The sequence below is a fragment of the Pseudomonas sp. SDO524_S393 genome (assembly GCF_054071875.1).
Genome location: NZ_JBSVVZ010000008.1, coordinates 33,783 through 45,530 on the forward strand (window position 1 = coordinate 33,783; position 11,748 = coordinate 45,530).

The 11,748-nt window shown below is 60.4% G+C and carries 13 protein-coding genes; 9 read left to right on the top strand and 4 right to left on the bottom strand.

Annotated features, from left to right (window positions below; translation table 11 throughout):
• The first annotated feature begins 207 nt into the window (after nucleotides 1-207).
• The 9 genes from ACW9IB_RS05725 (at nucleotide 208) to ACW9IB_RS05765 (ending at nucleotide 8,142) form a co-directional block, all read left to right on the top strand.
• Nucleotides 208-921: an HAD family hydrolase gene (locus ACW9IB_RS05725; protein WP_457412701.1), complete on the top strand. Its 714-nt coding sequence runs from the start codon at nucleotides 208-210 to the stop codon at nucleotides 919-921.
• Between the two features lie 29 nt (nucleotides 922-950).
• Entirely contained in the window at nucleotides 951-2,177 is a 1,227-nt protein-coding gene (locus tag ACW9IB_RS05730; protein ID WP_457412702.1) for a transaldolase family protein, read from the top strand.
• Entirely contained in the window at nucleotides 2,174-2,902 is a 729-nt protein-coding gene (locus tag ACW9IB_RS05735; RefSeq protein ID WP_457412704.1) for a sulfotransferase-like domain-containing protein, read from the top strand. Before ACW9IB_RS05730 ends, ACW9IB_RS05735 begins: the two co-directional genes overlap by 4 nt.
• A 10-nt stretch (nucleotides 2,903-2,912) precedes the next feature.
• Nucleotides 2,913-3,638 (top strand): SDR family oxidoreductase, encoded by a 726-nt coding sequence (locus tag ACW9IB_RS05740; RefSeq protein WP_457365610.1) that lies wholly within the window; start codon nucleotides 2,913-2,915, stop codon nucleotides 3,636-3,638.
• Nucleotides 3,635-4,771, top strand: coding sequence for a hypothetical protein (locus ACW9IB_RS05745; protein WP_457412705.1), 1,137 nt, complete (start codon nucleotides 3,635-3,637; stop codon nucleotides 4,769-4,771). The genes ACW9IB_RS05740 and ACW9IB_RS05745 overlap by 4 nt, the downstream gene beginning before the upstream one ends.
• Before the next feature lie 7 nt (nucleotides 4,772-4,778).
• Nucleotides 4,779-5,549, top strand: coding sequence for a class I SAM-dependent methyltransferase (locus tag ACW9IB_RS05750; protein WP_457365612.1), 771 nt, complete (start codon nucleotides 4,779-4,781; stop codon nucleotides 5,547-5,549).
• A 10-nt stretch (nucleotides 5,550-5,559) separates the two neighbouring features.
• Nucleotides 5,560-6,789, top strand: coding sequence for an MFS transporter (locus ACW9IB_RS05755; protein ID WP_457412706.1), 1,230 nt, complete (start codon nucleotides 5,560-5,562; stop codon nucleotides 6,787-6,789).
• Nucleotides 6,786-7,424 carry an adenylyl-sulfate kinase gene (cysC, locus tag ACW9IB_RS05760; RefSeq protein WP_457412707.1) on the top strand — a complete coding sequence of 213 codons (639 nt, stop codon included), beginning with the start codon at nucleotides 6,786-6,788 and terminating at the stop codon, nucleotides 7,422-7,424. Before ACW9IB_RS05755 ends, cysC begins: the two co-directional genes overlap by 4 nt.
• Nucleotides 7,425-7,497: 73 nt before the next feature.
• Nucleotides 7,498-8,142: a CGNR zinc finger domain-containing protein gene (locus ACW9IB_RS05765; protein ID WP_457412708.1), complete on the top strand. Its 645-nt coding sequence runs from the start codon at nucleotides 7,498-7,500 to the stop codon at nucleotides 8,140-8,142.
• A 7-nt stretch (nucleotides 8,143-8,149) separates the two neighbouring features.
• Here ACW9IB_RS05765 and ACW9IB_RS05770 read toward each other — a convergent pair whose 3' ends face one another.
• From ACW9IB_RS05770 to ACW9IB_RS05785, 4 genes are all read right to left on the bottom strand, one after another.
• Nucleotides 8,150-8,734 carry a TetR/AcrR family transcriptional regulator gene (locus tag ACW9IB_RS05770; protein WP_457412709.1) on the bottom strand — a complete coding sequence of 195 codons (585 nt, stop codon included), beginning with the start codon at nucleotides 8,732-8,734 and terminating at the stop codon, nucleotides 8,150-8,152.
• 108 nt (nucleotides 8,735-8,842) lie between these two features.
• The gene (locus tag ACW9IB_RS05775; protein WP_457365617.1) at nucleotides 8,843-10,219 is read right to left on the bottom strand and encodes a carbohydrate porin; all 1,377 of its coding nucleotides are present in this window, start codon (nucleotides 10,217-10,219) and stop codon (nucleotides 8,843-8,845) included.
• A gap of 54 nt (nucleotides 10,220-10,273) precedes the next feature.
• Nucleotides 10,274-10,639, bottom strand: coding sequence for a RidA family protein (locus ACW9IB_RS05780; RefSeq protein ID WP_457365618.1), 366 nt, complete (start codon nucleotides 10,637-10,639; stop codon nucleotides 10,274-10,276).
• A gap of 110 nt (nucleotides 10,640-10,749) precedes the next feature.
• On the bottom strand, nucleotides 10,750-11,748 hold the full coding sequence (locus ACW9IB_RS05785) for a dipeptidase (RefSeq protein ID WP_457365619.1): 999 nt from the start codon (nucleotides 11,746-11,748) through the stop codon (nucleotides 10,750-10,752).

The following is an 11,748-nucleotide window of genomic DNA, read 5'->3' on the forward strand; positions in this document are numbered from 1 at the left end:
GTGCTGGCTGGAGCGGCGCGGGCGCGAAAAAGTAAAAATCTGTAAACCGATAAGCGGCAAAGTGATGGCTTCTAAATAACCAGAAGGTATTAAAAAGCCGTCTAAAGGCGTTTGACAGGATTTTTGGCCTCGTGTCTCATAAGCACACCACAACTCACTCCGCTGGTAGTTCAGAAGTCATCGCGGAATTACCTATAAGAGATGCCCATGTACCCATCGGCAGTTATAGGAGAACTACCCAGTCAGGGGGCACTACCGAGGCAACGCGGTGCCCCCAAGTTAGTGATCTTCGATTGCGACGGCGTGCTCGTTCAAAGTGAAGAAATCACACTGTCTGTGTTGATCTCCATGCTTAATGCAGTTGCAAGTACCCAGGCGCCCGCAAGTACGCCTTTACATCCAGACCCCTTTATCGAGCGATTCCGCGGACGGAGGATTGCCGAGTGTTTGAAAGAAGCCGAGCACATTTTGAATATTCGCTTGGATCAGCACTTTGAAGTTACTTATCGGCAACAGTCGCTGGACGCCTTGGCGCGCAACTTGAAAGCCACTGAGGGCATTCACGAAGTACTCGACAAGTTGCCGATGAATTATTGCGTGGCGTCCAGTGCACCGCGCGCAAAGATTGAACAGTGTTTGCAATTAACCGGGTTGTTTTCTTATTTCGAAGGCCGGGTATTCAGTTGTTATGAGTTGGGCCGCTGGAAACCCGATCCGTTGGTGTTTTTAACCGCCTGTGCGGCACATCAGGTGGATGTCGGTGATGCACTGGTCGTTGAAGACAGTGTGACCGGTATTCAAGCGGCAGTGGCCGCGGGCATTAAAGTTCTGGGTTTTGGACCACCGGATCGACATGCGTTATTGGCACGTGCAGGTGCAATGCCGTTCTCGGACATGCGTGAACTGCCAACACTTTTTTAAATTCAAAGTTTCACAGGGAAGGATGCATTGTGAACACAACAGGCTACATCGAACGGCTGAAGGTCAACGATCAACGCTCGCAAGTGTGGTGGGATTCATCGCCTGTCTTATATGCACCGTTCAAACAGTATTTGCTGGAGAAGTACCCGGCGGCCTGCGGCGCGATCGAGCAACTGATGCCGGATGATTTCTCGGAGCCCGGCCGCGGGTTCAGTGGCGTCACCACCAACCCGCGTCTGGTGACGGCGGCGATTCTTGAAAAGCCGGATTACTGGTCATCGCGCTTCAACCTGTCCGGGTTGTCGCCCAGGGAATTGCGCCGTGTCCTTTATAACGAAGTCATCGTCGAGGGGGCTGCCGCGCTCAAGTCACTCTGGGTGCACTCGGCGCAATCGGCCGGATGGATGTCGGCCCAGGTCGACCCGGTGGATGTGCGCAGCACGGAGCGCATGACGGCGCGTGGCCTGGAGTTGCGCCAGTTGGCGCCGAATGTGATGGTCAAGGTGCCGGGCAGCCTGGAAGGCTTGGCGACGGTCGAAGCCCTGGTGGCGCAAGGCTGCTCGGTCAACATCACGTTTTGCTTCACGGTTTCGCAGTTCCAGGCCGGCCTGCAGGCCATCGAGCGCGGCACGGTGACCGCCCGCGCCAACGGCATCGACACCCGCAGCTGCCGTCACGTGATCACCTTCATGATCGGCCGCTTCGCCAGCCAGCCCGAATTCACCCTGCAGGCCGTCGAGCGCGGCCTGACGCTGAGCCCGGAGGACCTGCGCTGGGCGGAACTGCTGATTTATGAGCAGGTACAGACCCTGGTCACGGCGTCGAAGCTGGCGGTGCAAACGCTGTTGTCGAGCATCAAGGTCGATGTCGACGCACGGGGCAACAAGTACGCCTGGCACCTGGAGAAAACCGGTCTGTCGGCGACCTGCTACACGCTGACGCCGGACGTGGTGGAGTTCCTGATCGAGCGCGAAAGCCACGGCAAGCCGGTCGGGCCGGTAGCGGAGCGGATCAAGCCGCCGCCGTCGACCTTTGCCAAGCTGGTGCGTATCCCGTACTTCGCCGAGGCGTACATGCCGGATGGCATCGAGCCTTACGACTTCGGCAACCAGGAGGCGTTTCTCAACGCCTGCAATGAAGCCAACAGCGCCCATCGCCGCCTGACGGACTATTGCGCGCGACTGTGCCCGCCCGCGAAGCCGTTCCGCCTGTCGATCAGCGCAATCATGGCCGCCGAATACGGGGTGGTGCTATGAACCGCATGGTGGGCTTGTGGGCGCACCCACGCTCGCGCTCCACGGTGCTGGAGCGGGTGTTTATCGAGCGCGGCGACTTCGAGGTATTCCACGAACCTTTTGCGCATATGGCGTTTTCGGCGGACTCGGCGATTCCGTCGGATGAATGGGACCCCGGTTTTCCCACCACGTATGCGGGTATCAAAGAGCATTTGTTACAGGCGAAAGAATCCAGGCACGTGTTTCATAAAGACATGTGTTACCACTGCCTGGATGATTTGAAAGTTGATCTGGCGTTTCTCGCGCAACAAGACAATATCTTTCTGATTCGCGAACCGGCCAGCAGCATTATTTCCCATTATCGGGTGCACCCCGATATGCCGATGGAAGCCATCGGGCATAAAGCCCTGTATGAGATTTTTTGCGTGGTCACCAAGTTGACCGGGAAAGTGCCTTATGTGATCAACGCCGATGATTTGGCGGCTGATCCGGAGCGGGTCATCCGGAAGTTATGTGACTACTTGAATATCCAATTTCTGCCCCACGCCATGACGTGGAAACGCGAATGCCCGGAACAATGGAAAACATGGCGCCGCTGGCATGAAGCGGCCGAACACAGTGAACGGATTGTTTCGCAGCCCATAACGTCCCTCGACAGGGATATCTTCAGCCAAGTGCCGAAGTTAAAAGCGATGTACGACTATCACCGCACGTTTTACGCGCGGATGAACGAATTTTGTCAATAGGGAGGGTGACATGAACACGTTGATTATTACTGGAGCGGCCAATGGTATCGGCCGCGCCACGCTGGAAAAAGCCATTCAACAGGGCTATTACGTGATTGCTGCGGATAAAGATGCCGAAGGCTTGCAGGCGCTGACGCTTATTTATGGGCCTGATGCACTGGAAGTTCACGTTGCCGACTTTGCGCAGGATGGCGTTATCAAAGGTTTTATTCCGGCGCTGTATGAACGCCATTCGACTATTTATGGGCTGATCAATAACGCGGGGATTTATCACGGTAAAAGTGTCTACGCCTACAGTGATGACGAAGTGGACGAAATCCTCAACGTCAACCTCAAGGCTCTGGTGTACCTGTCCAAGGATTTCGCCGAACGGGAAATGCGCCACGAAGCACCGCGCTGCATCGTCAATATCGCCTCGGTGGCCGGAGAGGTGGGGAGTTGCGATGCCCTTTACGGGGCGACCAAGGCCGCAGTGATCGGCCTGACCAAGGCCAACGCCTGGAATTTCGCGCCGTTCGTACGGGTGAACGCGGTGTCTCCGGCGTTGATTCATGACACTGCCATCTACGACACCATCCCCGAATACCGTCGTGTGGAATACGCACGCCAGGAAATCCTCAAGGACCCGATCCGGCCAGGCGGGGTGGCTGACGTCATCCTGCTGTTGGTCAGCGACGTGACCCGTCATATCACCGGCAAGGTCCTGCCGGTGGACAACGGAGCTTATCCACGATGAGCCCGTCGATGCCCAAGAAAAAGCTGCTGCTGGTGGGGGCGGGCAACCTGTGCCTGCAGATCCTCAAGATCCTGGCGCCCAGGAATGCCTTCGAATTCGTGGTGCTGGGGCGCAACGAAGAAGCGACCGTGCGGCTGTGCAACCTGGTGGCGCTGTCGTGTGCGCAACTGGGCCAATACATTGCGATCCAGCCGGTCATCGCCGACCTGACCGATGTCGACCGGGTCACGCGGGTGCTCAAGGAGCAGGCGCCGGACTTGATCGTGAACTGTGCGTCGTTGCAGTCATGGCGGGTCATCACCGGCTTGCCCAAATTGTCGTTCGAGCAACTGGACTCGGCGCAGTTCGGGCCCTGGTTGCCTATGCACCTGACCTTGATGCATCACTTGATGCAGGCGGTGCGGGCCTCGGGGATCGTGACCAGGACGGTCAATGCGGCGTTTCCCGACGCGGTCAATCCGATCCTGGCCCGGGTCGGGCTGGCGCCGGACCTGGGCGTGGGCAATGTGGCCAATCTGGTTCCCGCCACACGGCTCGCGATCGCGCGGTTGCACGGGTGTTCGCCCGCCGAGGTACAGGTGATGCTTTATGCCCAGCATTACTTCAGTCACTACGTGCCGCGCGGCGGCCTGCCGCCCCGCGCCAATTACCGCTTGTTGTACGAGGTTCAGGGACGCCAGCCGGTCGAGCGGCCGTCGGACGCGGCGATTTTCGCCACGGTGCAATCGGATTTTCGCCGCTTGGGCGGCATCGATGGGCAGTTCCTCACCGCCTGCTCGGCAGTCACCGTGATCGAAGGGTTGTTTTCACCGACGCCGGTGCTGGTGCATGCACCGGGACCACTGGGCCTGCCGGGAGGCTACCCGGTGTGGCTGCAGAACGGCCAGATCCGGGTGCAGTTTTCCGAGGACTGCCCGCAGGACGACGCGGTGCGCATCAACGCCATTTGCCAGAGCCAGGACGGTATCGACGAGATCCATTGCGATGGCTCCGTCACCTTCAACCCGCAGTGCATGGCCGTCATGCAGGCGATGCTGGGCTACGCCAAAAACACCATGTCGATCGAGCAGTCCGCCGACTTCGCCCGTGAGTTGGCGAGCAAGTACTTGTCCTTTAAAAATTCAACCTGGTAGGTGTGCGATGAATCCATTGTCAACGCGGGAACATGATGAAGTGGCCAGTTACTCGGCCCAATACTCGACGGATTTTGTCGCGCGCTGGGACGACCTGATCGACTGGGACAAAAGGAAGGCGGGCGAGAACGGCTTTTTTGAAACCCTGCTGCGCAAGCTCGGGGTGCAGTCGGTCATCGACGTATCGACGGGCAGTGGTTTTCACTCGGTGCAGTTCAAGAACGCCGGGTTCGAAGTGGTCGCCACCGATGGCAGCAGCACCATGCTGACCAAGGCGCGGGAGAACTTTCGCCGGCGCGACCTGACCATTCAATCCCATTACCGTGACTGGCTGGCCCTGGATCCGCTGGAGCTTGGGCGATTCGACGCGGTGGTGTGCCTGGGCAGTTCGCTGTGCCACGTGTTCGACGCCCACACCCGGATCCGGGTGCTGGAAAAGTTCAGGGCGCTGCTCAAGCCCGGTGGTGTGCTGATTGTCGACCAGCGCAATTTTTTCGCGATCCGTGCGGGGAATTTCCAGTCCAGCGGCAACTATTACTACTGCGGCACCACCGCTTCGGTGAGCCTGGGACGCGTCGATCAGCGGGTGTGCGAGTTCATCTACAGCTTCGATAACGCCGAGCGCTACACGCTCAAAGTCTATCCGTTGTTGCCGGGCGAACTGACCACCGAAATCCTCGCCAGCGGCTTCGCCGAACATGAAACCTACGGCGATTTCCAGCGCGATTACGACATGATGCACTGCGATTTTGTCATCCACACCGCGCGTGCCGTGTGAAGGAGCTGTGATGAGCACACTTGTACAAAGCAATACGCGGGCACTGGACAGCGTGGTACTGGCGGTGGTGCTGACGGGCTTCGTGGCGAGCACCTACGGGTTCGGGGTGTACCTGTTCGCCAACCTGGTGGTCGACATGCGCCGCGACATCGGGTTCGACTACACCACGGTGGGCCTGATCACCGGCGGGGCCCAGGTGGGCTTCCTGCTGTTTTCCTCGGTGACCAGTTACATCAGTCGTTTCGTCGAGGGCTGGAAAATCAGCCTGGTCTCTACGGTAATGACGTCCCTGGCGTTGCTGGGCTTGAGCGTGAGCGACAGCATCGTCTTGTCGGGTGCGTTGTTGATCCTGCTGGGCGGCTGTTCTGCCTCGGTGTACATCCCGCTGGCGGAAATCGTCACCAAGGGCTTCAGCCCGGGCAACCGTTCGCGGGTCATGGGGCTGATTTCCAGTGGCACCAGTTACGGCGTTTTCATCAACGGCTTGCTGGTGTCGTTTCTCACGCTGCATGGCGGTTGGCGTTCGATCTGGCTGACCGCCGGCCTGGTGTCGGTGGCCTTGTGCATCGTCGCCTGGTTTCTGTTGCGCGGCATGGGTGGGAGCCCGCAGGTGGGGTTCGCCGACCAGCGTTCGAAGACGCTCGACAGCGATAAACCCTGGCTCGGACGCTCGCTGTACCTGACCTGGGCGATTGCCTTTCTCAACGGCATGGCGCTGCTGCCGTTCCAGACGTACCTGGCGCCTTACTTGCGCGACGAGTTGAGTGTGTCGGTGGCGTCCACCGGGTTTATCTGGACGACCATCGGCGCGGTGGGCATGGCGTCCGGGTTTCTGGTGGGATGGATTGCCGACAAGGTAGGGGTCAGGGCGTCGCTGGCCATGTGTTTCCTCAGTGCGGGCCTGGCCAGCACGCTGGTGTTCAGCTTCAGCAGTGTGCCGGTGTTCTACGTGGCGGCGTTTCTCTTTGCGCTGGCGTTTTACCCGATCTTCGGCCTGGTCCCCAGTTATATCGGGCAGATCGTGCCGGTCAGCCGGCTGACCCAGGCCTTCGGCATCGCCAACGTGCTGATCGGCCTGGGTGGCGTGTGCGGCAACTTCCTGGGCGGGTTGTCCAAGGACCTGACGGGCTCGTTCTCGACGGTCTATTGGGTGGTGGCGTTGCTGCTCTTTGTGCAATGCGTGATGGTGTTCCTGTTGGGCAACCCGCGGCTGACCACAACAGAAGGTGAACGGGCATGAACGACGCTGCCGAGACATCCAGTCGAAACCTGCATGCCTACGCGTTCAGCCATCAGCGTGCGGCCCATTCGCCGATGAAGCAGCAGCCCATGGTCATCTGGATGACCGGAATCTCTGCCTCCGGAAAGTCGACCATTGCCGACGCGCTGGAAGTGACCTTGCAAGCCCAAGGGCGGGTGACCTGCATCATTGACGGCGATTCGGTGCGCGGCGGCCTGTGCCGGGACCTGGGTTTCACCGACGGTGACCGCGATGAAAATATCCGCCGGGTCGCGGAAGTCGCGCGTTTGATGCTCGAAGCCGGACTGATCGTGATCGTCGCGCTGATCTCGCCCTCATCGGCCAGCCGGCATTATGCGCGGTCGATCATCGGCAACGAGCATTTCGTCGAAGTGCACGTGGATGCGCCGCTGGCCACGGCGGAACAGCGCGACCCCAAGGGCCTGTACAAAAAGGCCCGGCTCGGGTTGATCAAGCACTTTACCGGCATCGATTCGGGCTACGACATCCCGGTGTTTCCCGAAGTGCACCTGAACACCCATTTGCTGACCGTCCAGCAGTCGGTCGAGGCGATTCTCCAACGGGTCGCCACAATGGGAGAGGCGGCGTGCCCGTTGGTCTCCCCGTCGGAGTGAGGCTGTCGTCCACGCCTGCAAACAAGGTAATCTGCGGCCTCGCGCAATTACCGGGTGATCTCAGGGAGCGGGCATGACGCATTTCACGGGCACGGCAAAATCGATCCGCCTGATTGGCGGGTCGCGGGTGTTGGACTTTATCAATACCACCAACGGTCGGCGCCCGGGCACTTCGCTCATGGTCAAGGAAGAACGGCTCACCAGTGCACAGTTCTTCTTTGAGTGGGCCCTGCATGCGTCGCTGGTGTCCGCCGAAGAGTTCGAACTCTACAAGCCCATGGTGTTCGAGGTGCCCATTTCGTATCAGCCGGACCTGAACGCGATCATCGAATTCAGGGAGTGCCTGTACAGCGTGTTCTACAAGTTGTCCCAGCACCAGGTGGCTGCCGATGAAGCGCTGGAGCAGATCAACCTGGCGTTTCAACGCGGCGTCGTGTGGCGGGTGTTGGGTTCGGTGGACGGTTTGCCCGCCTGGCACTGGAAGATTTGCAGCTCGGCACAGGAACTGACAACCATGCTGATCGGCCGCCTGGCCATCGAAGCCACGCAATTGCTGGTGTCCCGTGACCTTCAGACCCTGCGCTGCTGCACCGCCACCGATTGCGATTGGATATTTCTCGATATCTCCAAGAACAAACAGCGCAAATGGTGCCAGATGAGCGTGTGCGGCAGCCGGGAAAAACTCAGCCGGCTGAAGCAGGCATCGGGCACGGCCTGAGCTGGGGTTATCGGTCGAGCGTGGCAATGATGCCGTAGGCGAAGCGTTTCAATACGGCGCTCTGCTGGCCGCCATCGTCGTCGAGGCTGAGCCATTGGGTCTGGTTGAACAGCATCCCGATCACCGCGTCTGCGGCCATGGGCAGCAGCATCGGAGGGGAAGGGGGCGCCTTGATCAAGTCCTTGATGATGTCCGAGAGAATCTGGATGTATTCGCGCTTCAGGCCATTGAAGTCGTCGGCTTGCTGGCGGGTCAGGTTGATCTGCTCGCGCGACAGCAGGTAGGTACGGCTCGCCGAATGCTCCCGGAAGGTCATGAACGTGTCGACGAAGCAGTCCAGCCGGTCGTCAGCCTGGGCCTTGCGGCGCAGGTTCAGGCGTGTGAAGTGAAGTAGCTCGCTGATGGCGTCTTCCATGAGTTCGTACAACAGCGACTGCTTGCTCTCGATGTGGTGATACAGCGAGCCCGGCTTGATGCCGACATACTCCGCCAGGTCCCGCAAGCCGATGGCCTGGAAACCGCGTAGGGCGAACAGCTCGCACGCCCCATCGAGGATGCGGTCACGCGGGCTCTTCGGCTCGGAAATGGTCATGGCGTTTCTCTCATGGCGAAGCGTTCGGGGTGCAGCGCTGACTCAATCATTCATGGGACCCACCGTGGCGTGTGCGCTACCCATCGAGGCTAGCGCACGCGACGTGCATCAGAACACCAGTACCAACGTCGTGTAGGCATTCACGGAACTGTCCCTGCGTGGCGCGAACGTCGGGTTGTCGGTGTGGATCAAAGCGGTTTGCAGATAGATCCCGCGGCTCACCCGGTAGGCATAGGACACCGAAATGTTCGTCGAGGCATCCGCATAATCCAGGCCTGCGTCCCCGGCGTTGCGTCGTGCGTAGCGGCTATATTCGTTTTTTGACGCGCCAATGGCAAACAAGTCGTAGGGCCGGGACTCAAACGGCCCCAGGTTATACAGCGAACCGCCGAACGCCCCGGGCAGATAATTGACGTTGTCCCGGCCTTCGTTGATATAGGCGTTCACATACCAGCCTTTGTACGGCAGCGATGAGCTGGGTTGGGTCAATTGCAGGTCGCCCACGATGTAGGCGCCGTGGTTGGTGGTTTTCTCGCCCGGCTCGTCCAGTCGGGCGTATTGCGAGTTGTTGTACACGACGCCGCCGCGCAGCCAGATTTTCTTCTGGTCGGGCCCGGCCTCGACGCGGTACCCGACTTCGTCGATCACCACCGCCCGGGCATCTTTGGTATTGAAGCGCAGGCCGGACCGATTGTCGTCGGCGTCGGGAAACAGGCCGGCAGGGCTGATGCTGCGGGCCACGCCAATGTGATTGTAAAAACGCTTGTCTTCGGAGTAGAGGCGAATGTCCAGCGCCGGAGAGGGCTTGAAGCCCTGGGCACCGGTTTGCGCCAGAAGTCCGCTGCTTGGGCCCAGCGTCGAGGCGGCGATGTTATTGCCCAACAGCGTGCCGTAGAACTGGCCCGCCAGGCTGAAATAACCAACCTGCACGATCACCCGATCATCGTAGAAAGGCACGCGCGCGGACAATTGGCTGATGAATCCCTCGCGCAACCCGTCGCCACGAAAGCTGCTGTAGGCGAACGATCCCCCCAGGGTGAACAGCGACCCTGCGGGAAGCCCGTACCGTCCCAGGTCGTGGTTGATCAGCAGGCTGCCGGTCGAGGTGGACGAGGGCCGTTGGCCGCTGTACACCTGGGTTTCGCGGTCGTGGCTTTTGAGGTCGTAGGTCAGGCCCGTGGTCAGGATGAGCTGCGCGTTCCACCCCGAGTTGAACAGGGTTTCGCGAAACCCGCCCAGTTCCGGGGCAATCGATTCGCAGTTGGACGGGAAGGGCGACTCGGACCCCCGGTAGTTGTATTGATCGTATTTCGCACAGTTGGGCGCCGCCGGGGCTGCCACCTCCTCAGCGCGAACGGTCTGCCCGAGCAGCAACAGCGCTGTCAGGGACGCCAGAAGGGTGCGCGAGCCCGGCGTGAACCCGCCCTTGAGCGCGTCAGGTTGTTGCTGTGAGACGAAGGATGAATGCGCGATGAGGTCGTTCATCTGATTTCCTTTATTTTTGTTTGAAGTGGAAAGTGGGCAAGTGCGTTGATCGTGTTATTGCGCTTCGCCTGGGACCGCAGCGGTCACGACGATTTCTACCTTGATCTCCGGCATTGCCAGCCGCGCCTCTACCGTGGCCCGTGGCGGTGCATGGCCGGCTGATACCCATTCGTCCCAGGCGGCGTTCATCTCTGCGAAGTCGGTGATGTCGGCCAGGAAGATCTCGGCCCTCAGCACCTGGGTCTTGTCCGTGCCCGCGCGGGCCAGCAGGGTGTCGATGGCCTGCAACACCTGGGTTGTCTGGCCACGTACATCGGCACTCATGTCGGAGGGAATCTGGCCGGCCAGGTAGGCGACGCCGTTGTGCACAGCAACCTGGGAAATACGTGGGCCAACATCGAAGCGTTGAAGGTAAGTCATAGCGGTTCTCTCGGTGAATAAAGGAGCAACGAATCTTTACTGCGCCCGCGGCAGGGCTCGCCCGTCCCTTGAGGGCGGGCGGCCTGGGTGCGGGTGATACGTGTGGAGGGCTAGTTGCGCCAGACCTGCTCGGCCAGTCGCAGCCAGTTGCCGCCGAACACGGCGGCCAGTTCGGCGTCGGCCATGCCGGCTCTGCTCAGCTCATCGGCCAGCGCGGGTAGCTCGTCCGGCGCCATCATCTTCATGCCGGCCCCGTAGCCGAGGTGGGGCGGGAATTTGTCCGGGTTCGCCGCGAGGTAAGCATCGATCTCCTCGCTGTCGTGCATGAAGTCCAATCCGAGGCCGACGTGTTCGGGCCCGACCAACCCGGCCACGTACAGTACGTGCCGCGCCACATTGGCGGGGGACGCGTCGTTGTCGCCAAGGAACAGGCCGATGCCGTTGATACCGATGACGCCGCCGCGCGCGGCGCATGCGCGAATCAGTTCGTCAGGAATATTGCGCGGGTGCGCGTGCAGTGCGCGCGGGTTCGAATGGGAAAAGATCAGCGGCGCAGGCGAGGCATCGATGGCCTCGCGAGCCGTGCGGTAGCCGGTGTGCGAGCAGCAGCCGAGCATGCCGACACGCGCCATTTCTTCCAGCATTGCACGACCGAACGCGCTCAAGCCGGGGTCATCGTCCTGGCAACCGCCGCCGGCCCGGTTGTTCTGGTTGTAGGCCAACAGCATCCAACGCACACCCAGGTCGCTGTACAGCTCGATCAGGCTGAGCTGGTCGCCGATCGCATTGGCTCCTTCGATGTCGAAACCCACCGCCAGTTGCCCGGCTGCCCGGGCCGCGTGGATATCGGCCACCGAGTGGATCAGCCGGTAGTGCGTCGGACGCGCCGCCAGCCAGGCGCGAAACGTGGCAAGCATGCGCAGATGGGCCTCGATGGCGTCATCACCAAAGCCGACGTTGAGCATCACGACGTCGGTGCCGGCGCGGCGATGCCATTCGAGCTGGTCCAGGAAACTGACGTCGTGGGGTGTGAGGGGCATGCAGGCGTGGTTGTCCCAGACCAGCATCGACGAGAGCCGCGAAGGTGGTGTGGGGGCGCGGGTGTTCAT

Excerpts from the sequence above, each read along its gene's own strand:
- ACW9IB_RS05725 (WP_457412701.1), top strand. The coding sequence starts at position 208 with ATGTACCCATCGGCAGTTATAGGAGAACTACCCAGTCAGGGGGCACTA.
- ACW9IB_RS05735 (WP_457412704.1), top strand. The coding sequence starts at position 2,174 with ATGAACCGCATGGTGGGCTTGTGGGCGCACCCACGCTCGCGCTCCACG.
- ACW9IB_RS05740 (WP_457365610.1), top strand. The coding sequence starts at position 2,913 with ATGAACACGTTGATTATTACTGGAGCGGCCAATGGTATCGGCCGCGCC.
- ACW9IB_RS05745 (WP_457412705.1), top strand. The coding sequence starts at position 3,635 with ATGAGCCCGTCGATGCCCAAGAAAAAGCTGCTGCTGGTGGGGGCGGGC.
- ACW9IB_RS05750 (WP_457365612.1), top strand. The coding sequence starts at position 4,779 with ATGAATCCATTGTCAACGCGGGAACATGATGAAGTGGCCAGTTACTCG.
- ACW9IB_RS05755 (WP_457412706.1), top strand. The coding sequence starts at position 5,560 with ATGAGCACACTTGTACAAAGCAATACGCGGGCACTGGACAGCGTGGTA.
- cysC (WP_457412707.1), top strand. The coding sequence starts at position 6,786 with ATGAACGACGCTGCCGAGACATCCAGTCGAAACCTGCATGCCTACGCG.
- ACW9IB_RS05765 (WP_457412708.1), top strand. The coding sequence starts at position 7,498 with ATGACGCATTTCACGGGCACGGCAAAATCGATCCGCCTGATTGGCGGG.
- ACW9IB_RS05770 (WP_457412709.1), bottom strand. The coding sequence starts at position 8,734 with ATGACCATTTCCGAGCCGAAGAGCCCGCGTGACCGCATCCTCGATGGG.
- ACW9IB_RS05775 (WP_457365617.1), bottom strand. The coding sequence starts at position 10,219 with ATGAACGACCTCATCGCGCATTCATCCTTCGTCTCACAGCAACAACCT.
- ACW9IB_RS05780 (WP_457365618.1), bottom strand. The coding sequence starts at position 10,639 with ATGACTTACCTTCAACGCTTCGATGTTGGCCCACGTATTTCCCAGGTT.
- ACW9IB_RS05785 (WP_457365619.1), bottom strand. The coding sequence starts at position 11,748 with ATGAACACCCGCGCCCCCACACCACCTTCGCGGCTCTCGTCGATGCTG.